Annotated in this window: 24 protein-coding genes and 1 other annotated feature; of the genes, 21 read left to right on the top strand and 3 right to left on the bottom strand. The window is 36.7% G+C overall.

All coding sequences use genetic code 11. The features are described from left to right. Positions 1–6: 6 nt before the first annotated feature. The 17 genes from mreD (at position 7) to pheA (ending at position 15,882) form a co-directional block, all read left to right on the top strand. Positions 7–552 carry a rod shape-determining protein MreD gene (mreD, locus tag GFJ36_RS23010; protein ID WP_000975757.1) on the top strand — a complete coding sequence of 182 codons (546 nt, stop codon included), beginning with the start codon at positions 7–9 and terminating at the stop codon, positions 550–552. A 35-nt stretch (positions 553–587) separates the two neighbouring features. Next, positions 588–1,274 (top strand): septum site-determining protein MinC, encoded by a 687-nt coding sequence (minC, locus tag GFJ36_RS23005; protein ID WP_000391511.1) that lies wholly within the window; start codon positions 588–590, stop codon positions 1,272–1,274. A gap of 2 nt (positions 1,275–1,276) precedes the next feature. After that, the gene (gene minD, locus GFJ36_RS23000) at positions 1,277–2,074 is read left to right on the top strand and encodes a septum site-determining protein MinD (protein WP_000503312.1); all 798 of its coding nucleotides are present in this window, start codon (positions 1,277–1,279) and stop codon (positions 2,072–2,074) included. A gap of 133 nt (positions 2,075–2,207) precedes the next feature. After that, positions 2,208–2,954: a stage IV sporulation protein SpoIVFA gene (gene spoIVFA / locus GFJ36_RS22995; RefSeq protein WP_097889237.1), complete on the top strand. Its 747-nt coding sequence runs from the start codon at positions 2,208–2,210 to the stop codon at positions 2,952–2,954. After that, complete coding sequence (gene spoIVFB, locus GFJ36_RS22990; protein ID WP_000599080.1) at positions 2,947–3,807, top strand: stage IV sporulation intramembrane metalloprotease SpoIVFB; 861 nt, start codon at positions 2,947–2,949, stop codon at positions 3,805–3,807. Before spoIVFA ends, spoIVFB begins: the two co-directional genes overlap by 8 nt. A gap of 67 nt (positions 3,808–3,874) precedes the next feature. Then, the gene (locus GFJ36_RS22985) at positions 3,875–5,263 is read left to right on the top strand and encodes an Rne/Rng family ribonuclease (protein WP_097889238.1); all 1,389 of its coding nucleotides are present in this window, start codon (positions 3,875–3,877) and stop codon (positions 5,261–5,263) included. Between the two features lie 77 nt (positions 5,264–5,340). After that, positions 5,341–5,418 (top strand) — a sequence feature (ribosomal protein L21 leader region). 14 nt (positions 5,419–5,432) lie between these two features. Then, on the top strand, positions 5,433–5,741 hold the full coding sequence (rplU, locus tag GFJ36_RS22980; RefSeq protein WP_000270907.1) for a 50S ribosomal protein L21: 309 nt from the start codon (positions 5,433–5,435) through the stop codon (positions 5,739–5,741). 11 nt (positions 5,742–5,752) lie between these two features. Then, positions 5,753–6,097: a ribosomal-processing cysteine protease Prp gene (locus GFJ36_RS22975; RefSeq protein ID WP_001973720.1), complete on the top strand. Its 345-nt coding sequence runs from the start codon at positions 5,753–5,755 to the stop codon at positions 6,095–6,097. A gap of 3 nt (positions 6,098–6,100) precedes the next feature. Continuing rightward, complete coding sequence (gene rpmA / locus GFJ36_RS22970; protein ID WP_000944957.1) at positions 6,101–6,391, top strand: 50S ribosomal protein L27; 291 nt, start codon at positions 6,101–6,103, stop codon at positions 6,389–6,391. Positions 6,392–6,454: 63 nt separating this feature from the next. Further along, positions 6,455–7,003, top strand: coding sequence for a sporulation initiation phosphotransferase B (locus GFJ36_RS22965; RefSeq protein WP_098082225.1), 549 nt, complete (start codon positions 6,455–6,457; stop codon positions 7,001–7,003). Beyond that, on the top strand, positions 7,003–8,286 hold the full coding sequence (obgE, locus tag GFJ36_RS22960) for a GTPase ObgE (RefSeq protein WP_000497119.1): 1,284 nt from the start codon (positions 7,003–7,005) through the stop codon (positions 8,284–8,286). The genes GFJ36_RS22965 and obgE overlap by 1 nt, the downstream gene beginning before the upstream one ends. Before the next feature lie 138 nt (positions 8,287–8,424). Continuing rightward, on the top strand, positions 8,425–9,132 hold the full coding sequence (locus tag GFJ36_RS22955; protein WP_000276710.1) for a response regulator transcription factor: 708 nt from the start codon (positions 8,425–8,427) through the stop codon (positions 9,130–9,132). Beyond that, positions 9,122–10,204 (top strand): HAMP domain-containing histidine kinase, encoded by a 1,083-nt coding sequence (locus tag GFJ36_RS22950; protein WP_046956287.1) that lies wholly within the window; start codon positions 9,122–9,124, stop codon positions 10,202–10,204. Before GFJ36_RS22955 ends, GFJ36_RS22950 begins: the two co-directional genes overlap by 11 nt. A 93-nt stretch (positions 10,205–10,297) precedes the next feature. Then, complete coding sequence (locus tag GFJ36_RS22945) at positions 10,298–11,074, top strand: ABC transporter ATP-binding protein (RefSeq protein ID WP_097889240.1); 777 nt, start codon at positions 10,298–10,300, stop codon at positions 11,072–11,074. Beyond that, a complete protein-coding gene (locus GFJ36_RS22940) occupies positions 11,049–12,971 on the top strand; it encodes an ABC transporter permease (protein WP_097889241.1) in 1,923 nt (640 codons plus the stop codon). Before GFJ36_RS22945 ends, GFJ36_RS22940 begins: the two co-directional genes overlap by 26 nt. A 49-nt stretch (positions 12,972–13,020) precedes the next feature. Beyond that, the gene (locus GFJ36_RS22935) at positions 13,021–14,934 is read left to right on the top strand and encodes an ABC transporter permease (RefSeq protein ID WP_097889242.1); all 1,914 of its coding nucleotides are present in this window, start codon (positions 13,021–13,023) and stop codon (positions 14,932–14,934) included. 96 nt (positions 14,935–15,030) lie between these two features. Next, on the top strand, positions 15,031–15,882 hold the full coding sequence (pheA, locus tag GFJ36_RS22930; RefSeq protein ID WP_088064472.1) for a prephenate dehydratase: 852 nt from the start codon (positions 15,031–15,033) through the stop codon (positions 15,880–15,882). A 112-nt stretch (positions 15,883–15,994) separates the two neighbouring features. On the opposite strand, the gene GFJ36_RS22925 is transcribed toward pheA, so the two are convergent. The 3 genes from GFJ36_RS22925 to GFJ36_RS22915 form a co-directional block, all read right to left on the bottom strand. Further along, positions 15,995–16,642: an MOSC domain-containing protein gene (locus tag GFJ36_RS22925; protein WP_048541383.1), complete on the bottom strand. Its 648-nt coding sequence runs from the start codon at positions 16,640–16,642 to the stop codon at positions 15,995–15,997. Between the two features lie 83 nt (positions 16,643–16,725). After that, positions 16,726–17,268: a transcription repressor NadR gene (locus tag GFJ36_RS22920; RefSeq protein WP_000812272.1), complete on the bottom strand. Its 543-nt coding sequence runs from the start codon at positions 17,266–17,268 to the stop codon at positions 16,726–16,728. Next, entirely contained in the window at positions 17,268–18,410 is a 1,143-nt protein-coding gene (locus tag GFJ36_RS22915) for an IscS subfamily cysteine desulfurase (RefSeq protein WP_088064471.1), read from the bottom strand. The genes GFJ36_RS22920 and GFJ36_RS22915 overlap by 1 nt, the downstream gene beginning before the upstream one ends. A 152-nt stretch (positions 18,411–18,562) precedes the next feature. Between GFJ36_RS22915 and nadB the strand changes: the two genes are divergently transcribed. The 4 genes from nadB to safA form a co-directional block, all read left to right on the top strand. Next, positions 18,563–20,092, top strand: coding sequence for an L-aspartate oxidase (gene nadB / locus GFJ36_RS22910; protein WP_098082223.1), 1,530 nt, complete (start codon positions 18,563–18,565; stop codon positions 20,090–20,092). Positions 20,093–20,111: 19 nt separating this feature from the next. After that, on the top strand, positions 20,112–20,945 hold the full coding sequence (nadC, locus tag GFJ36_RS22905) for a carboxylating nicotinate-nucleotide diphosphorylase (RefSeq protein ID WP_088064469.1): 834 nt from the start codon (positions 20,112–20,114) through the stop codon (positions 20,943–20,945). Between the two features lie 30 nt (positions 20,946–20,975). After that, positions 20,976–22,082, top strand: coding sequence for a quinolinate synthase NadA (gene nadA, locus GFJ36_RS22900; RefSeq protein WP_088064468.1), 1,107 nt, complete (start codon positions 20,976–20,978; stop codon positions 22,080–22,082). Between the two features lie 226 nt (positions 22,083–22,308). After that, positions 22,309–22,704, top strand: a 396-nt coding sequence (gene safA, locus GFJ36_RS22895; RefSeq protein WP_157349742.1) for a SafA/ExsA family spore coat assembly protein, incomplete at its 3' end; no start/stop codon positions are given.

The following is a 22,704-nucleotide window of genomic DNA, read 5'->3' as shown; positions in this document are numbered from 1 at the left end:
GAAGAGATGATGAAGATTCTAAAAAGAGCAGCTCTTCCTCTTTTGCTCCTTTTTGTTTTTCTATTTGAAAATATGTTTGCTACTATTGTTCCAACAGAGGTTTTTTGGAAAGACAGTATAGCAGCACCTCATTTCTTTATAATTGTGTTATGTTTTATTACTGTGTACTATAGTCCGGTCCAAGGGATTTATTACGGACTCTTATTTGGTTTCTTATTTGATACCGTATACACAGAACTTGTCGGTATATATATATTTGCGTATCCGATTTTAGCTTATTTAGTTTATAGTGTGATGAAGATACTACAATTGAATTTATTTATTGTTGCTTCTATTGTACTAGCTAGTATTGTAGCACTAGAGTATTATGTGTATGGATTTTTAACTTTGTTAGGACGTACTCATATGTCAGCGTATGTCTTTTTCACAGATCGTCTCCTGTCTACTTTATTGCTAAATGCAATTTTCTTATTGATAGTTTGTTTCCCACTGAGACGATATTTAGTGCGTCTTTCAAAAGCGATGGAAGAAAAAGAAAAAAGGATTTTCTAATTTTATGTCGAATTGAATCGGTGGGGTGAACTTTAGTGGAAGAAAAAAAGCAACAAAATGTAACAATAAAAGGGACAAAAGACGGAATAACGCTTCATTTAGATGATTGTTGTTCATTCTCTGAATTACTGGAGGAACTGGATGAAAAGCTTTCTACACATTACTATGATGGTGATGGGCGCTCTTTAATTGAAGTGCATGTGAAAGTGGGAAATCGTTATTTAACAGAAGTCCAACAAGAAGAGATTCGTACGTTAATTCGTAATAAAAAGAATCTTGTTGTGGATTCAATTGAAAGTGATGTTATAACGAAAGCAGAAGCAATAGCTTGGAAAGAAGAAACAGAAATTGTCCCTATTTCCAAAATTGTTCGCTCTGGACAAGTTTTACATGTAAAAGGAAATTTATTGTTAATTGGAGATGTTAATCCAGGCGGAACGGTTATCGCTGGGGGGAATATTTTTGTCGTAGGATCATTAAGAGGAATTGCGCATGCTGGGTATTATGGGGATTCGGATGCTGTAATCGCTGCATCTGATATGAACCCGATGCAACTTCGAATTAGTGATGTGGCAATGCGGGCTCCGGAAGAGAAAGAAGACGGAGCGGAGGCGGCAGAATGTGCGTATATTAATGAGAACAATCACATTGTTGTCGATCGACTGCAACTTCTCACTCATCTTAGACCTAATTTAACAAAGTTAGAAAGGGGAATTGTATAGCTGTGGGAGAGGCAATAGTAATTACATCTGGAAAAGGCGGAGTAGGTAAAACTACAACGTCTGCGAACATTGGTACAGCCCTGGCGTTATCTGGAAAGAAAGTGTGCTTAATTGACACAGATATCGGTCTTCGAAACTTAGACGTAGTAATGGGGCTGGAAAATCGTATTGTATTTGATCTTGTTGATGTCGTTGAAGGGCGTTGCCGTTTACCTCAGGCTCTTATTAAAGATAAACGTTTTGATGATCTTTATTTATTACCTGCAGCACAAACGAGTGATAAATCAGCGGTAACACCTGAACAAATGGATGAATTAATACAAGTATTACGTCAAGATTATGATTACATATTAATTGATTGTCCTGCGGGGATTGAGCAGGGATTTAAAAACGCGGTAGCTGGTGCGGATAAAGCAATCGTTGTTACGACGCCAGAAGTATCCTCAATGCGCGATGCGGATCGTATTATCGGGCTTTTAGAAAAAGAGGATATTGAACCACCGAAACTTGTTATTAACCGTGTGCGTAGTCATATGCTTCATGAACAGGATATGTTAGATGTTGATGAAATCGTACGTACATTGTCAATCGAGCTTCTTGGTGTTGTCGAAGATGATGATGAAGTTATTCGTGCTACAAATACAGGTGAACCTGTAGCGTTGCAACCGAGCGGAAAAGCAGCGTTAGCTTATCGTAATATTGCAAGACGCTTGTTGGGTGAGAATGTACCATTGCAAGCATTTGGACAAGAAAAGGTATCGGTATTTACAAAGATGAAAAACTTCTTTGGAATCCGTTAAAGGCACTTCGCGCATATGCGAAGTGCTTTCTTTTTTCTTCACACGAATATCTTCCTTTCCTAGCTCATACATATGTACAAACTGTATACAACTGTTTCTATGTAAATTAGCTTAACGAAAGAAAGGAGACAGTATGAAGAATAGACGTGTAGAAGAAATTAAAAAACGGATTGCGAAAAGGAAGGCAGAGCAAGAAAGGATGGAGGAAGAGCAGTATTTTGCTGGAGGGAATTTTGATAGTGAAACAGTATTTATTGAAGATGGAGAAAAGGAAATTCATCCTTTATTTCGAAAAGAAGTATTTTTCTTCAAAGTTTTGTTATCAGCAATATTAGTTCTTTCTGTCGCTATTTTATATAAGAATGCACCCTCTTCTTTTGACGGTGCGAAAGCTGTTACAGAAAAAGTGATGAAAGAAGAATTTCAGTTTGCTACTGTAGCGAAATGGTACGAAAAGCAGTTTGGAAAACCACTCGTATTTTATTCACCTACTGAGAAAAAAGAAGGAACGATTCAGCAAAAAGATTATGCCATCCCTGCTTCTGGAAAGGTAATGCAAGGGTTTCAAAAAAATGGCCAAGGTGTATTTGTTCAAACAGCTACAAATGCAACTGTTGAGTCAGTGAATGAAGGGCTAGTTGTTTTTGCAGGTAAGAAAGAGGAACTTGGTAATACGGTTCAAATTCAGCATGCAGATGGAACAGAATCGTGGTATGCGAATTTAAATGACATGACAGTGAAATTATATGATTACGTTTCAAAGAAACAAAAAATTGGAACGGTGAATAATGATGCAAATAATAAAAATGGTAAGTTTTATTTCGCGATAAAAAAGAATGAAAAATTTATTGACCCGATTCAGGTGATTTCATTTGATTAAATATAGAGAAGTTTTAACGAAGATTTCAGTGCATCCGTTGTTTTGGGTTATTATTGTCATTGGTATTTTTACGGCACGTTTTAAAGAGTTACTACTGTTATTTTGTATCGTTCTTATCCATGAACTTGGGCATGCCTTTGCGGCGGCACACTACAATTGGCGTATTAAAAAGATTCAACTTTTACCGTTTGGTGGTGTGGCTGAGCTTGAGGAACACGGGAATAAGTCATTGAAAGAGGAACTTGTTGTTGTAATTGCAGGGCCTATACAACATATTTGGATGATGGTGGTAGGTTATATAGTGTTTGAAGCTGGTTGGCTGGGTGCGGATTTATATTATTTCTTTATATGGAATAATATAATTATTTTAGCATTTAATTTACTACCTATTTGGCCGCTTGACGGTGGAAAAGTATTGTTTAACGTATTATCATATCGTTTTCCTTATTTACAAGCACATGAAAAGATGATGAAATTATCATGTGTTTTTTTTAGTGTAATACTAGTGTGGCAGTTACTTTGGAATAGTAACAATATTATGATGTGGGTACTACTCATATTTTTAGCGGTGTCGTTATATCAAGAGTGGAAACAAAGACAGTATGCCTTTATGCGTTTTTTATTGGAACGTTATTATGGGAACAAAAGAGGAATTGAAAAGATTGCACCTATTGAAGTGCAATCAGAAGATCATTTATATAAGATATTCACAAAATTTCGTAGAGGGTATAAGCACTCTATTATCGTCCATGGAAAATATAAAGAACATTACACATTGGATGAAAATGAATTACTCTATGCGTATTTTACTGAAAAACGAACAACTTCATCTGTTGAAGAATTAATCGGTTAGTGTTGACGATAGCACTAACCTTTTATTATTGTAAAAGCAAAGAAGATTATAAAGTGAGGAAAGAATTTTGAAAACGTTATATATGAACTATGCAGGATCGGAAAAACGCGTTGCAATTGAAGAGAAGAAAAAAATTGTTGAGTTTTTATGGAAACGAAATGAAGAACAAGAGATTGTTGGGCATATTTATGTTGGACGTATCGTAAGAACGATTGCTGGAATGAACGCAGCTTTTGTAAACATCGGTTTAGAAAAACATGCGTACCTTTCATACGATGATGTACCATCTTCTTATCGTATACATGAAGGGCAAGCGGTACTCGTGCAAGTTGTGAAAGAGGCAATTGATACGAAAGGGCCGAAATTGACGGCAAACATAGAATTTACCGGGAAATATGTCGTTTATATGCCATATGATGAAATGCGTGCGGTTTCTCGAAAAATAAAAAATAATAAAAGAAGGCAACAGCTACTCCAAATTGAGGTAGAAGGGACAGGAGGTTATATTTTCCGCTCTGCTTCTGAAAAAGGAGAAATTGAAGAAATACAAGCTGAAATGCAAAGGTTACAGCAGTTATATGAAGAGCTAAAAAGAAAAGAGGGGCAAGGAAAGGCACCGTTACTACTTCATCGACCGGCGACCTTTTTAGATCGTGTATTCCAAGAGAATCCGATTGAAACGATTGAAAAAGTAGTTGTAGATACAAGAGGTATAGTAAAAGAATTAGAAGAAAAGGTCGGAAAAGAAAAAGTATCTTTTTATAATGAAAAATCTTCAATGTTTAACCATTTTGGAATAGAGCGTGAGATCGAGAAAGCACTTCAAAAAATTGTGTGGCTCCCGAATGGTGCTTATTTAATTGTGGAACAAATGGAGACGATGACTGTAATTGATGTGAATACGGGCAAGTTTACTGGAAAACAGAATTTACAAGATACAGTCTTTCGTACAAATGAAGTGGCAGCTGAAGAGATTGCACGTCAATTAAGACTGCGTGATATCGGTGGTATGATATTAATTGATTTTATTAATATGAAAAGAAGAGAAGATAAAGAAAAGGTAAGAGAATGTCTGATGGCTGCTATGCAAAATGATCGCACATATACAAGAGTGCTCGGTTTTACAGAGTTAGGGATTTTGGAGATGACACGTAAACGTAAGAAACATTCTTTACGCGACGTATTACTAGAAGAGTGTGTACCTTGCAAAGCGACGGGGTATGTAATGTCATATGAAACAATTGCGTATGAGTTAGAGAGAGAGCTAATCACATATGGAAATATAGAGGATGAGGCAGTATTAATCGCTGCGCCTAAAAATTTGCAAAAACAATTTTTGCAAAAAGAATTACAAAAAAATATTCCATTTGAAATTTATTTCAAAGATGATATGATCGAAAAGTACGCAATTATTCGTTTTGGAAGTAAAACAGAAATTGTAGAACGGAAAAAATAGTTAGCAGAACATTTATTGACAACCGTCTATGATTCATGATAACATCTTTATGTTATAGTTTATAGCACCTAAACGGCTATATGCTACAACCGCACAAGACAGGTTCCCTAAAGACATTTATGTCTACCTCGTTTTTGGCGAGTCTTAGTAATTAAGAGGAGGTGCAAGTATGTACGCAATTATCGAAACAGGTGGAAAACAAATTAAAGTTGAAGCTGGTCAAGCAATCTACATTGAAAAATTAGATGTTGAAGCTGGTGAAACTGTTACTTTTGACAAAGTTCTTTTCGTTGGTGGCGAAAACGTTAAAGTTGGTAGCCCAGTTGTAGAAGGTGCAACAGTTACTGCGAAAGTTGAAAAACAAGGTCGCGCTAAGAAAATCATCGTTTTCAAATACAAAGCGAAAAAGAACAATCGTAAGAAACAAGGTCATCGTCAACCTTACACTAAGCTAGTTGTTGAAGCTATCAACGCTTAATCCAGGTTAACATGATTAAAATTACGATAAGTCGCACGAAATTAGGAAGTATCCAATCATTTAAAATGACTGGACATGCCGATTATGCGCCACATGGACAAGATCTTGTCTGTGCTGGAACTACAGCGGTTGTGTTTGGTTCTATAAATGCAGTGGAAGAACTTTGTAATGTGCAGGCAACTATTGAACTCGGAAGTGATGGCGGATTCTTAACGTATGAATTGCCTAATGATTTAGACGTTCATGCAGCAGAAAAAGCACAAACGCTTTTAGAAGGATTGGTTGTTTCGCTTAAGACGATCGAACTTGATTACGGAAAGTATATCCGTTTAATAGAAAAAGTGCAGGAGGTGTAACGTATGTTAAGATTAGATCTTCAGTTTTTCGCATCTAAGAAAGGTGTAGGTAGTACAAAGAACGGTCGTGACTCTCAGTCAAAACGTCTTGGTGCTAAACGCGCAGATGGTCAAACGGTTTCAGGTGGTTCAATTCTTTACCGTCAACGCGGTACAAAAATTTATCCAGGTGTTAACGTTGGTCGTGGTGGCGATGACACTTTATACGCGAAAGTTGACGGCGTAGTACGCTTTGAGCGTCTTGGCCGTGACCGCAAACAAGTGAGCGTATATCCTGTTGCTCAAGAAGCATAAGAACTCACGGAAAACTCTAACCTGAGTGCAGGTTAGAGTTTTTCTATATTAAGGGGTATCTAAATGAATGAAAAATGGACAATTATAGATGCATTGCGTCATTCAAGACATGATTGGCTCAATCGTATGCAGATGGTGAAAGGAAACCTTTCCCTTGGAAAAGTGGAAGAGATTCATAGGCTCATCGATCGTTTTGTCCAAGAAGCGAGACAAGAATCCAATCTGATAGGGCTATCAATGCCTTTATTTTCAGAGTGGATTTTAACATATAATTGGAAACAGCAGCCGTGCTTATTGGAGTACGAAGTATTAGGGAAATTACATAACTTATCTCACTTAGATGAGACTGTATGTATATGGACGAATCAATTTTTCTTAATACTTCAGCATAGTTTAGACGTATATGTTGAAAATTATGTTTGTATCACAATTGAATGTGACGCGGAGAATGCTCGTTTCTTTTTTGATTTTCGTGGTAAGCTAACGAGTGTAGAAGAACTACAGAATTGGCTTGCGAACCAAAACAATAAATGGTATTCCATTTCTTATACAGTACGAGACGAAGAAGTCTCAGTTATATTACAACCAATCGAAAAAAGTGTGGTGAAATAATGTTTGTAGATCAGGTCAAGATATATGTAAAAGGCGGCGACGGTGGTAACGGAATGGTTGCGTATCGTCGTGAGAAGTATGTACCTAAAGGTGGCCCAGCAGGTGGCGACGGTGGTAAAGGTGCAGATGTTGTTTTTGTTGTTGAGGAAGGCTTACGTACATTAATGGACTTCCGCTACCAACGTCATTTCAAAGCTGATCGTGGTCAGCATGGAATGAGTAAAGGTCAGCATGGTCGTAAATCTGAAGATTTAATCGTAAAGGTTCCACCGGGAACAATAGTAAAAGATGAAAAAACAGGTGAAATTCTTGCCGATTTAGTAACGCATGGACAAACAGCTGTAATCGCAAAGGGTGGCCGCGGTGGTCGTGGTAACTCACGTTTCGCAACACCGACGAACCCAGCGCCAGAAATCGCTGAGAACGGTGAACCAGGTCAAGAACGTGATGTCACGCTAGAACTTAAAGTGCTAGCAGATGTTGGACTTGTTGGATTCCCAAGTGTAGGTAAATCTACATTATTATCTGTTGTATCATCAGCGCGTCCGAAAATTGCAGAGTATCACTTTACAACAATCGTTCCGAATCTTGGTGTTGTTGAAACTGGTGATAACCGCAGCTTCGTTATGGCTGACCTTCCTGGACTAATTGAAGGTGCACATGCCGGCGTCGGACTTGGACACCAATTCTTACGTCATATTGAGCGTACACGTGTAATCGTGCACGTTATCGATATGTCTGGTTTAGAAGGCCGTGAGCCATATGAAGATTATGTAACAATCAATAGTGAACTAAAAGAATACAATATGCGTTTAACTGAGCGTCCACAAGTTGTTGTTGCAAACAAAATGGATATGCCAGGTGCAGAAGAAAACTTACAAGCATTTAAAGAAAAATTGGGAGACGAAGTGAAAATTTTCCCAATCTCAGCTGTAACGAAACAAGGTGTACGTGACTTACTATTTGAAGTAGCGAACTTATTAGAAACAACACCAGAATTCCCAATGTACGATGATGTAGAAGAATCTGAAGCAAGTGTAATGTACAAATTTGAATCTGAATCTAATTTTGAAATTACACGCGAAAGTGATGGCACATTTGTTATTTCTGGTTATGATATTGAGAAAACATTCAAAATGACAGACTTCTCACGTGATGAATCTGTACGCCGATTTGCTCGTCAAATGCGTGGAATGGGTATTGATGAAGCCCTTCGTGCACGTGGTGCAGTAGACGGAGATATTGTAAAAATTCTTGAATATCAATTTGAATTTATCGATTAAGACTGCCGAAATATGGCAGTTTTTTTTTTATTGTAAATGTCTGATTCATATAGGAAAAAATACCCACTAATTAAATTTTCAATTTATAATAGAACAAGGAGTGGCTTGGGAAGAATTTTTTATGGGGAGAAAACGAACATGTATAAAATATTAATTGTAGAAGACGATGAAAAAATAGCGGGAATATTAGAGGAGCATTTAGAAAGGTATGGCTATCAATCATTTAGAGCAAGTGATTTACGTCATATAAAAGATGAGTTCGTGAAAATAAATCCTCATCTAGTATTACTGGATATTAATTTACCATATTTTGATGGTTTTTATTGGTGTCGTCAAATTCGTACTGTATCGAATGCGCCGATTATTTTTGTTTCTGCAAGAACAGGGGAAATGGATCAAGTAATGGCGATCGAGAATGGCGGAGATGATTACATTACGAAGCCATTCCATTTAGATATTGTAATGGCTAAGGTGAAAAGTGCACTTCGCCGTGGCTATGGTGAGTATGCCTCTGTTGCTGAGAGTGATTGTTTAGGTGTAAATGGACTGTTGTTATTTCCGTCCCAGCACATTGTTGAGTGGCAGGGGCAACAAACGGAGCTGACAAAAAATGAATTTTACTTATTAGAATGTTTAATGAAACAAGCAAATCAATATGTAACGCGTGAAGAACTGTTAGAAGCCCTGTGGGACGAGGTAGCTTTTGTTGATGATAATACATTAACCGTAAATGTAAAACGCGTAAGGAAGAAACTAGAGGAGCTAGGCATTCAAAATGCGATTGTAACGAAACGCGGATATGGTTATGCGCTTCTTACAGAGTGGGGCGAAGGGCATGAAGGTTAAAAATTACCTCATGGACCGTTTTTCTTTACTTCTTTCTTATATTATTAGCCTTTGTTTATTTGGGCTCGTTTTGCAGTTGCAAAGTCTTTTAGAAAAAAGATCCATTGATTGGAGTACGTGGTTATATGGGCTTTTATTAGGGACAGTTGTATTTACTGTATACCTCATTTACGATTATCGAAAACGAAGTGTATTTTTAAAAAGAATCGAAAAATATGTTGCTAGCGGAAATACATTACACGACTCTTTACTTATTGATACTTCTTATACGTCAGAGCAAGAGATGGTTGTTGAATCGTTTACGCTATTAAGACAGCAATATATGAATGAAGTTCATAAACAACATGCGAAAGAACAACAGCAAATGATATTTATGAACCAATGGATTCATCAAATGAAAACACCAGTATCGGTTATAGAATTGCTATTGCAAAAGTTTGGTAAAGAGCATCGTGAAGCAAGAGCAACAGTTGAAAGTATTCGTGAAGAAAATAATCGTATACTAAATGGTTTAGATTTAGCGTTACATATGGCAAGGTTAGAGCAATTTGCGAAAGATTATAAAGTAGAAGTAGTAAATGTGATAGATATCATCAGGGGTATTATTAATGAAAATCGAAAATCTTTCATTCAATCGTCGGTATTTCCGAAAGTAATGTTTGATGAAGATACTTGTATGGTTGCATCTGATAGAAAATGGCTAAGTATTGCTATAGGGCAAATTGTTGTAAATGCAATTAAGTATACGAAAATTTCAGAAGCAGAGAAAAAGGAAATTCAATTTCAAATTGAAGAGAAAGATCAAAAGGTGTTACTACATATTAAGGACAATGGAATTGGTATTCCAGAGCAAGATGTAAAACGTATATTTGATCCATTCTTTACGGGAATAAATGGCCGTAAAACGAGAGAAGCGACTGGAATGGGTTTATATATTACGAAGGAAATTTGCGATAATTTACATCATGGAATGTATGTGCAATCGGCTGAAGGGGAAGGGACAACATTCACGTTCCAATTTGCAAAAGATGAAGAATATCATACATTAATGAGAAAAATGACAAAACTGTAAGATAACAAAACGTTTTGTAAGGGAAATCACTCGTTTCTTTTTCTTATTTTTCTTATAGTAAGTGTAAGAAGAAAACACATAGGGGGACTAGAAATGAGTGTTCTTGAAGTAAAAGGATTAACAAAAGTGTACCAATCAAAAGGTTCAGTAGCGACGACTGCTTTAAACGATATAAATTTTAAAATAGAAGAAGGCGAATTTGTAGGAATTATGGGGCCTTCAGGGAGCGGGAAAACAACGCTTTTAAACTTATTAGCAACAATTGATAAGCAAACTTCAGGTCATGTGCTTGTAAATGGTGAAGAAATTAATCAAATGCGTGCTGCAAAATTAGCGGAGTTTCGTCGTACACATTTAGGATTCATCTTCCAGGATTTTAACTTACTTGATACGTTATCGATTAAAGAAAATATCATTTTACCACTTGTAATGGCGAAGAAATCTGTAAATGAAATCGATGCGAAAGTGCTTGAGATTGCAAAGTTTTTAAGCATCGAAGAAATTTTAAATAAAAAAGTATATGAAGTGTCAGGCGGACAACAACAACGTGCAGCAGCAGCGAGAGCGATCATTCATGAACCTACGCTAATTTTAGCGGATGAGCCAACTGGAAACTTAGATTCGAAGTCAGCAAAATCATTAATGAGTGCATTGCAAGATTTACATGAACAAAAGAAAGTGACAATTGCAATGGTAACGCATGATCCAGTAGCAGCGAGTTATTGCGAACGTATTCTTTTCATTCGCGACGGAGAAATTTTCTCAGAAATACATAAAGGAAGAACGAAACAAGCCTTTTTCCAAGAAATTCTGGACGTACTTGCGATGCTAGGAGGAGAATATCATGAACTTTCGCCAGCTCGCGCTTAATAACGTAAAAGGAAATTGGCGTAATTATAAAGCTTTCCTTATTAGTAGCTGTTTATCGATTGTCGTATTTTTCATGTATGCTTCCTTTATTTATCATCCAGATGTCGTAAGTGGTAATATTAGTATGAGAGAGATGATTTCAAAAGGGCTAGAATCGATGAATTATATTGTAGTCATCTTCTCAGCACTCTTTATTTTATATGCAAATTCAACATTTTTACGAGCAAGAAAAAAAGAGTTTGGTCTATTAACATTAATAGGTGGAACAAAATCTCAACTTGGCCGAATGATTATATTAGAACAGCTTATGTTAGGTAGTATTGCAATTGTAGTAGGTATTGGGCTTGGCATGCTTTGTTCAAAGTTATTTTTCCAAGCACTGAGTGTATTACTAAAAATTGATAAAACACTTCCACTCGTATGGAATAGTAAAGCAATTCTTATTACAGCAGGTGTATACTTTATTCTATTTTTAATCCTATCATTGTTTAGTGTTTGGACAGTAGGGCGCTTGCAAATTATTGATTTATTAAGAGAAGCAAGAAAACAAAAAGTAGAACCTTTTGCATTTACATCGTTATGTGTAGTTGGTATAGGATGTATTATTGTTGCATATGTACTTAGCTTCCAAGTAACATTTATGAATTTTATCATTCTGTTTTTACCGATTGTAGGGCTGACGATAGGCGGAACTTATTTACTGTTTACACAAGGTAGTACAGTCGTATTAAAAGCATTGCAAAAAAGAAAAAAATCTTTTTATACATACCCAAATATGTTCGTACTTAGCAATCTTATTTATAAAATGAAAGATAATGCTCGTTTTCTATTTGTAATTTCTATCATTACGGCGGTTGTATCTTCGGCAGTTGGTACACTGTACGTATTTTTTGAGGATATGAGTTATAAGGCAGCAACTAGTACCCCGCATGCTATTTCGTACGAGGAAAAGGGAATAAATACGCATAATGTCATAAAAGAAGGAAAAGCAAAAGAATTAATAAAAAAACACGGATTTGAAGATGCGCGAGAAGTAACGTACGTAAAACTTCCTGGAAGTCAAAAAATCACGATGTTTAACGGTGAACATGAAGTGCCAATGGCGATTGTTTCAGAAAAAGAATATAACGCTGAAGTACGTAAACAAAAGAGAGAGCAAGTTAGAGAAGTTCATAATGCACCAGGTAGTGCAACGATGGTCATAATGGATATAGCGAACGACATGATGAAGATAGATCGTTCAAAACCGTATGAATTTAAAATGAACGGCCAAACGCAGTCTGTTCAATTAAATGAGCCAACTCCATTTTCTGTTTTTAATGATAGTGAATATCTCATTGTGAATGATCAAGATTTTGAGAAATACGCAAAGCTTGTACCAAATGAAGAAAAGACGAAATATTACGGTTATTATATAGAAGACTGGAAAAGTACGGAAGACCTTGTGTTAGATTTGAAAAATGAAATTGCGCCAGATAAGCAAATGGAACTAAACAACTCAGTGCTTGCTTATAAAGATATAAGGGAATCAGGAGCAATTACGATGTTTATCGGTTTCTTCGTAGCTGTGCTGTTCTTTTTCTTCGCTTGTAGTATGACATACTTTAAATGGTTTAACGATAAAGAACAAGATCGTATTCAATTTAAATCGTTAAAGAGAATCGGTATGACAGATAAAGAAATTCGCAAAATTGCAATTCGACAAATGGGCGTTATCTTCTTTATCCCAATTTTAATCGGTGCAATTCATAGTGGATTTGCTCTTCATACGTTAGGGAAAATGCTTTATATCGATTTGTGGAAATCAGGAGCGATTGTAATTGGGACGTACGTTGTAGCTTCTGCGATTTACTTTATGATTGCACAAAGAGGATATTTGAAACACGTGCAAAGCTAGAGAAACCTCTAGCTTTTTGCCTATGTAGTAAGTTATAGGGGGACGATAGATGAACATTCGGCAACTAGCGCTACAAAATATAAAAGGAAATTGGCGTAATTATAAAGTGTTTTTCTTAAGTAGTTGCTTTGCAATATTCGCGTCTTTTGCATACATGTCTGTCATTGTACATCCGTATATGCAAGAGACGATGTGGTATCAAAACGTACGCTGGGGACTTATCATATGTAATGTTATAATTATTTCTTTTTTTGTCATATTTATTTTGTACTCTACTTCTATTTTCATAGAGGCACGTAAGAAAGAATTAGGATTATACATGTTAATGGGAGCAACGAAATCTAACGTAATAGGAGTAATTATGACCGAGCAAATATTGATCGGGGTATTTGCTAATATTTTCGGTATTGGGCTTGGTATGATCTTTTTAAAGCTCTTCTTCATGGTGTTTAGTATGTTACTGGGGCTTCCGAAAGAACTCCCTGTCATATTTGACGTGAGAGCAATCGGGGGAACGTTTATTGTATATATGGTCGTATTTGTTGTCTTATCTTTTATAAGTGCTTTGCGTATATGGAATATAAAAATCATTCGGTTATTAAAAGAATTTCGCAAGGATAGAAAAGAGAAGAAAACATCAATGCGGCTTTGTATATTCGGATTTATTTGCTTAGGTATAGGATATGCGTTAGCGTTACAAGCGACTATACCAACGATAGCATTCTATTTTTTTCCTGTGTCTATACTTGTCTTTTTCGGAACGTATTTTTCTTTTACACACGGCACTGCTCAAATATTAGAAATAATAAAACGAAATAAAAAGATTATGTATACATATCCGTATTTATTTATAGTGAATCAATTGTCACATCGAATGAAGGAAAATGGTCGTTTTTTCTTTCTAATGTCAATGGCAACGACGTTTGTAGTTACGGCAACAGGTACGGTGTTCTTATATTTTTCTGGTATGCAAGATATGTGGAGGGACGGGGGCGTGCACTCATTTTCTTACATAGAAAAAGGTACTTCTTCTCACGAAGTCTTTGCGGAAGGAACGGTTGAACAATTATTGCACCAATATGGGTATGATAACTTTCAATCTATGAGTTTTGTTGGAGTGTATGCATCTTTTCAGTCCAATAAGGAAGAAACAGAAGTAGCGCCGCTCATTAAAGAAAGTGAATACAATCAAGAGGCAAGAAAACAAAAACAGAAAACGTATCATCCTAAAAAAGGAACAGTTACACTCGTTTATTATAATAAATACAATAATTCGAATGTATATAATCAAAAAGAGATTCAATTGCAAGTAACGAATCAACCATATCAATTCGTATTTAACGGTCAGAAAGAAGGGGTTCAATTTAACCATCATCCTTCGCACATTAATGGTCTGTTCTTCGTCATGCATGATGAAGACTTTGACAGTATAGCAAATAAGGTTCCTGATTCTGAAAAAATGATATATAGAGGCTATACATTACCAAATATCGAAAATACGAAAGAATTAAATGAAGATTTACGGAAACATATGAAACAAGATAAAGATAATGCATTTCGAAGTAATATGGAGTTATATGTGAATATGAAATCGTTCGGTGATATTACTCTATTTATAGGATCATTCATTAGTATATTATTCTTTCTTACTTCATGTAGTATCGTATATTTTAAATGGTTTCATAATATTGCATCTGATCGAAAGCAGTACGGGGCACTTGCTAAGCTTGGAATGACGAAGGAAGAAGTGTGGAAAATTTCTCGTTGGCAATTATGTATGTTATTTTTTGCGCCAATTCTAGTTGGGAGTATGCATAGTGCAGTTGCGTTATATACGTTTCATAATACGCTTTTTATGGATGGTTCATTAAGAAAAGTAGGTTTGTTTATTCTGTATTATATCGCTGCATGCATCATGTATTTCTTTTTCGCTCAAAGAGAATATAGGAAACATTTAGACTAGCGAATGCTAGTCTTTTTTTAATATTCGAAATTTACATAGAAGAATATAAAAAAGTATGGTATAACAGTAAGAAAACGAAAAAGAGGGGAAAAGACGATGATTCGAGTAGGATATTTAGGACCAGAAGCAACATTTACAAATATGGCGGTGAGTCGTTTTTTTCCGGAAGCAGAGCATGTACCGTATCGAACGATTCCAGATTGTATGGATGCAGCTGCAAATGGAAATGTAGATTATGCAGTGGTACCACTAGAAAATGCGATAGAAGGTTCAGTGAATATAACAGTTGATTACCTCGTACATGAACAACCACTTTCTATTGTAGGAGAAATTACAGTACCAATTCAGCAACATTTACTTGTACATCCGCAGTATGCAGAAGTTTGGGAAGAAGTATATGCAGTGCACTCTCATCCACACGCTATTGCACAATGTCATAAGTTTTTAAATGAAGAATTAAAAGGGGTAACCGTCCGAGATATGACATCAACAAGTGCAGCTGCGCAATATGTGAAAGAACATCCTGAAGAAAAAATCGCTGCCATTGCAAATGAAGCGGCCGCAGAAAAATACAGTTTAACAATTGTAAGGCGTGATATTCATACGCACAAAAACAATCATACACGCTTCCTAGTGCTCCATAAGAAAAAGAAAGCCATACTCCCAAATAACGGAGAAAACCGCGGAGAGAAAACGACGCTTATGATAACGTTACCTGCTGATTATGCAGGGGCACTATATCAAGTGTTATCAGCTTTCGCATGGAGAAAATTAAATCTATCAAAAATCGAATCGCGTCCGATGAAAACAGGACTAGGAAATTACTTTTTCTTAATTGATGTCGATAAAGCATATGATGATGTATTATTGCCAGGCGTAACGATGGAACTTGAAGCGCTCGGTTTTTCTGTTACTGTGCTGGGGAGTTATTGTTCTTATTGGTTGTAAGAGAGGTGGATGAACTGTCGACATTTCCCTTCTAATTGCTGGTATAATTTCATCGGATAATACATTTTGTGATAGATAAATAGAATCCCACCTATAAATGGTGGGATTCTATTTATTTTAACTTCGCAAGACGATCCTCTAACTGCCCACGCCAAATATCGGCTAGTTCTGGAACAGCAAGAATCTTTTCGATGCCATCTTTATCTTTTCTATTATGAAAATAAATTTCGTTAGAGAACAAAACAGAAACATTGCGCGGTTGACGTTCTAGTAATGTAATTTTAGAATCTTTACGTACAGTACCTTCTTGAAGAACGCGACATAGATAACCAGTAAATCCAGTTGCTACAATGCGCGGCAGTATGCCAGGAATACCAAGGCGTTTTGAAATTGTGCTACAAGGTACTCTCGCTTGTGTCACTTGAATGATTGCTTCACCTAGTTGATATGTATCTCCGATGCAAACATCACGCTCTAACATATTTGTTACGGTAATGTTTTCGCCAAATGTGGAAGCTGGAAGCGTAGTTTGAAATTCTTCTTCCCATAGTGCGTAATGTTCGTGTGGGTACACACAAACTGCGCGGTCAGGTCCCCCGTGGTGTTTTAAATCCGCTACATCATCACCACGAAATCCATCTTTTGAGAGAAAAGCTTCTTCTGCAAGTTCTTTACATATACCAGTAATCATTTCTTTATCTTCGCTATATTTCATTTGTTTTGGTTTGCCAATGCTAAAGTGAACGAGTTCAATTCCCATGTTTGATCCCCTTTACAATTGATTACAATATTATATCACTAAAAAAGCACAGAGAATGATAAAAACTCTGTGCTTTACATGAATTAATAAACGAGAAATCCTGCTTTATCTAGTGCCTCGCAAGCAGCGTCTAATTTCTCTTTTGAATCTGCCTCAATTGTATGTAAGTGAATACCATCTGTTAGTTGCGAAAGATAGGAAGCATTCGTGTTTTCAATTTTTTGTAAATATTGCTCTACATCAAAGCGATTACTTACCATGATGGACGCTGTTAAGTCACCGTATACAGGATGCTCAACTTTTACATCTTTAATCGTAACGCCGTGGTCAACAAGCATTGTAAGTTCTTGACGTACTTCCGCTGGTTTATGTTGGCATACAATTACGCGTTCGAAAGCTTGTTGTTTCTCTTGTGGTTTTAAATATAAATACCCTTGAGCAGTCGCAATAATTGGTTCGTTTCGTGCTTTAAGCAAGGAAATATCTTGCACGATAACTTGTCTACTTACATTTGTCTTTTTCGATAGTTCATTCCCAGATAACGGTTCATTTGCAGCGAGAAGCCACTGAAGGATAAGTTGTCGTCTTTCTTCACCTAAAATCTTTTTTTGTTCATTTTGTTTCATTATGATTTAACACCTCTATAAAATTGATTTCCAATTGTGTGTAGTGCATGAATAGTAGTATCAATTTGATCTTTCGTTGTTTGTTGTCCGAAAGAGAAGCGAACATATTGTTTTGCCTCTTCATACGTTTTTCCAATTGCAAGCATTGTTTTCGAAGGTTCTTGTTTACCGACTTGGCAAGCACTTCCAGTGGAAATGGCAATACCATGGCGATTACATTCTAGCATTGTATATTGACCTTCTATTCCTTTTATTGTAACCCCAACAATATGTGGTAAACAAGAAGTAGAATGACCTTCTACTTGAATTTCTAGAGGAAGCGCTTGTAAATGTCTTAAAAAGTAGGATCGTAACTCTTTAAAACGTAAGCTCTCTTCTTGTTGATTTTTTAATATATTCTCAGCAGCTGTTAAAAAAGATGCGATGCCAGGAACGTTTACTGTACCTGGGCGAAATCCTTTTTCATGAGAAGTTCCCGGAAATATTTGTGCCCAGCGAACTTGAGGATTTATATAGCAAGCGCCAACACCCTTTGGTCCGTATATTTTATGTGCTGAAACAGAGAGACTATCAATTCCCATCTCAAAAACATTGATAGGAAGTTTACCAAATGTTTGTACACAATCTGAATGAAATAAAACGTTATATTTTTTTAAAAGTGCCCCGATCTCTGTGATGTTTTGAACGGTTCCAATTTCAGAGTTTCCATGTTGTATGCTTGCTAGAACAGTATTTTCTGTAATGGCTGTTTCTAAATCATCTAAATGAATTAGCCCACCTTCATCAACAGGAATTTCAGTAATTGTATACCCTTCTGATTGTAAGGATTGAAAATAACTTCGAATGGATGCATGTTCCATAGGTGTCGTAATAATGTGCTTTTTATTTCGAGCATTGAGAAGGGATTGAATCGCAAGGTAGTTGGATTCCGAGCCGCCGCTTGTGAAGAATACCCCTTGTTCCTTTCCGCCAATCATTTCAGCAAATGTTTTTCGGCAAACTTGTAATAAAGAAGAGGCTGTTCCTCCAATATCATGTAAACTTTGTTCATTTCCGAAGTATTGCGATGCTGCTTTCATATATGTGTGTAATGCTTCTTCACTCATAGGTGTAGTAGCTGCATAGTCAAGATATATCATCATGTAAGTTCCTCTCCCTAGTAAGAGTTACATTTCTTGTATTTTTTAAATGGTATTGAAAATAAGAATTATAAAAAAACTCTTGTCATTATTTTAAAACTATGTAAATATAGGTGTCAAGACAGTTGAAAAGTGTAAAGTAGGAGGCAACAATTATGCCAAGTGCAGATGTCTTAATTATTGGAAGTGGCGTTGCGGCACTTCGTGTTGCGAAAGAGATTTGTCACGAAAAGAATGTGATTATTATCACAAAGGAAACAAATCGTAATAATAATACATATTTGGCGCAAGGTGGAATTGCCGCAGCAGTTGCAACATATGACAATCCAAATGATCATTTTGAAGATACGTTAGTAGCAGGATGTCATTATAACAATGAAGATGTGGTCCGTTATTTAGTCGAGGAAGGACCGAAAGAAATGAATAATCTCATTGAAAATGGAATGAAATTTGATGGAGATGAAACGGGTCCTCATCTTGGAAAAGAAGGCGCACATCGAAAGCGTCGTATTTTACATGCAGGTGGCGATGCAACAGGAAAGAATTTATTAGAGCATTTCATTCAAGAAGTAGCTCCGCGCGTTACGGTAGTGGAACAGGAAATGGTGCTCGATTTTATTATAGAAAATGATAAATGTGTTGGAGTTTTAACAAGAACTAGTGAAGGGAAGTTGAAGCGTTACGTTGCAGATTATACGGTGTTAGCAACAGGTGGGATTGGCGGTTTATACGCCTTTACTTCTAACGATAAGACAATTACGGGTGATGGACTTGCGATGGTGTACCGCGCAGGCGGGGAGCTCGTAGATTTAGAGTTTGTACAGTTTCATCCAACAATGTTATACGCGAACGGGCGATGCTGCGGCCTCGTCTCTGAAGCTGTCCGTGGTGAAGGAGCTGTCCTTATGAATGGAAAAGGGCAGCGTTTTATGATGAATATACACCCTGATCACGATCTCGCACCACGTGATGTAGTAGCAAGAGCGATTCATGAGCAGCTTTTGGCGGGTGAACAAGTGTATTTGAATATCGAGTCTATTCAAAATTTCGAAGGACGTTTTCCGACTGTATCATCATTGTGTGAAAAGAATGGTGTCGATATAAATGAAAAACGCATTCCAGTCGTACCCGGTGCTCATTTTCATATGGGCGGCGTGAAAACGAACTGTGATGGGGAGACGTCCATTCCAAATTTATATGCGGTCGGTGAAGTAGCTTGTAATGGTGTTCATGGAGCAAATAGATTAGCAAGTAATTCATTATTAGAAGGTCTTGTGTTTGGAAAAAGAATAGGACAACATATTTTAACGAAAGCGACAAAAGAAAGCTGGAACAACGTGGCTGGGAAGGAAAAGAAGTTTATCGTTCTGAATCATTTGCCGGCGAAAGAAGAAATACAAGAATGCATGATGAAATATGTTGGGATTGTGCGAACAGAGAAAAGTTTATCTTATGCAAAGAGATGGCTTAGTAAGTACGGTGTTCGAAATATGATATTACAACATGATGCTCTTACAAATGAAGAGATAACGCTTATTAATATGTTAACAGCCTGTGAGCTTATAGTCGTGTCAGCTTTGCAAAGAGAAGAAAGTATTGGTGGCCATTATCGAAGTGACTATCCAGATAGAAATAGCGTAAAAAAAGAGATCGTTCGAGTGAAAAGAAAACTACAACTTGTGTGATGAAGGGAAGAGGGGCTCTATGAACACGATAAAAGTGAAAGAAGCATTAAATCGATTTTTTCTAGAAGATATAGGAGAAAGAGATGTAACATCTCAGCTTATTTTTCCAGACAATTTACTTTCAAAAGGAACGTTTCTTGCGAAGGATACAGGTGTCTTTGCGGGGCGTTTAGTAATTGAAGAAGGATTTAAATTAATTGATGAAAAAATTGAAGTGGAGCTTCATAAAAAAGATGGAGATCTTGTAGAAAAGGGCGAAATAATAGCAACTGCGCAAGGACCAATTGCTTCGTTATTGACGGCAGAGCGCGTTATATTAAACGTTATCCAGCGTATGAGCGGGATAGCTACGATGACACATAAAGCTGTTCTTGCTTTAGATAGCGGCCATACACGTATTTGCGATACGCGAAAAACGATGCCAGGGCTACGCATGTTTGATAAGTATGCAGTCGTGTGCGGAGGCGGATTTAATCACCGTTTCGGTTTATATGACGGTGTCATGATTAAAGACAATCATATTACTTTTGCTGGTTCTATTACGAAAGCTGTTACATCGGTGAAAGAAAAATTAGGACATATGGTGAAAGTAGAAGTGGAAACAGAAACGGAGGAGCAAGTGAGAGAGGCTGTAGCTGCTGGTGCAGATATTATTATGTTTGATAACCGTACGCCAGATGAGATCCGGGAGTTTTCAAAGATTGTACCAAGTGCCATCGTTACGGAAGCATCAGGAGGCATTACAATTGAAGATTTATCGAAATATGGAAAAACAGGGGTCGATTATATTTCACTTGGAGCGTTAACACATTCAGTGAAAGCACTTGATATTAGTTTCAATATTGAGGCGTAAGGAAAGTGGCTTAGAGGGGGAGAAAGGAATATGAGTATTTTAGAAAAAGTGCAACCGATTGAAACGATGTTACCAGAGCGTTATTACACGATGACAACAGAAGAAATGGAAAAGCGTGTTCGTGAAATTAAAGAAAAAATGGGGAAAACACTATTTATTCCAGGACATCATTACCAAAAAGATGAAGTGGTACAATTTTCTGATGCAGCAGGAGATTCACTTCAGCTTGCACAAGTTGCAGCGAGCAATAAAGAAGCGAAATATATTGTATTTTGCGGTGTACACTTTATGGCAGAAACAGCAGATATGTTAACGACAGATGATCAAATCGTTATTTTGCCAGATATGCGTGCAGGTTGTTCGATGGCAGATATGGCAGATATTGAACAAACAGAAAGGGCATGGAAAGAGCTTGCAAAATTATTTGGAGATACGATGATTCCGTTAACATATGTTAACTCTACAGCTGCAATTAAAGCGTTTTGTGGTCGTAATGGCGGAGCAACAGTAACTTCTTCTAATGCAAAACAAATGGTGTCTTGGGCGTTTACACAAAAAGAGCGTCTTGTCTTTTTACCGGATCAACATTTAGGAAGAAATACAGCTTACGATTTAGGTATCCCATTAGATAAAATGGCAGTATGGGACCCACATACAGATTCATTAGAGTACGATGGAGATATAGAAGAAATTCAAGTGATTTTATGGAAAGGGCATTGTTCGGTTCATCAAAACTTTACAGTGAAAAACATTGAGAACGTACGGAAAAATCATCCGGATATGAATATTATTGTACATCCAGAATGTTGCTATGAGGTCGTTGATGCTTCGGATTACGCAGGATCAACGAAATATATTATTGATATGATTGAAGCAGCGCCACCTGGAAGTAAATGGGCAATTGGTACAGAGATGAATTTAGTGAACCGAATTATTCAGCAACATCCAGATAAAGAGATTGTTTCACTTAATCCATTTATGTGTCCGTGTTTAACGATGAATCGAATTGATCTGCCGCACTTATTATGGGTGCTTGAAACGGTAGAAAGAGGAGAAGAAATTAACGTTATTAGCGTAGATAAACAAGTGACTGAAGAAGCGGTTCTTGCATTAAATCGTATGTTAGAGCGTGTGTAAAGCAACGGTATTTCTGTTGCTTTTTTTCATGCATATAATCATAACGAGAACGAAATGGGCATACATTGTTTTGAAGAAATCATTGTGATTTTCTTATGCTTATTCCACTTCTAATGATATTGAAAATCGAAGAAGTGATACAAGTGAAAAGAAGTTAGCGTTATTTAGAAAGGGTTACTTCATGAGATTTGTTACTTATAGATAAGTTATACAGGAGGGGGAAAATTTGAAAATTCATATCGTGCAAAAAGGGGATACCCTTTGGAAAATTGCGAAAAAGTACGGAGTAGATTTTGATACGTTGAAAAATACAAATACACAACTTAGTAATCCAGATTTAATCATGCCAGGTATGAAAATTAAAGTACCATCAAACAGCGTTCACGTGAAACAACATGCTGGAGCAGGTTCATCACCTCCAAAACAATACGTAAAAGAAGTACAACAAAAAGAATTTGCAGCAACGCCAACTCCGCTTGGAATAGAGGATGAGGAAGAAGTTACGTATCAATCAGCGCCGATTACACAGCAACCTGCTATGCAACAAACACAAAAAGAAGTGCAAGTAAAACCACAGAAGGAAGTGCAAGTAAAACCACAGAAGGAAATGCAAGTGAAACCA

Origin of the sequence: Bacillus sp. EE-W1, assembly GCF_009760835.1 — a bacterium.
Classification (GTDB): domain Bacteria; phylum Bacillota; class Bacilli; order Bacillales; family Bacillaceae_G; genus Bacillus_A; species Bacillus_A wiedmannii.
The sequence above is the reverse complement of the archived record's forward strand: the minus strand, read 5'-3'. Positions and strand labels throughout refer to the sequence as shown.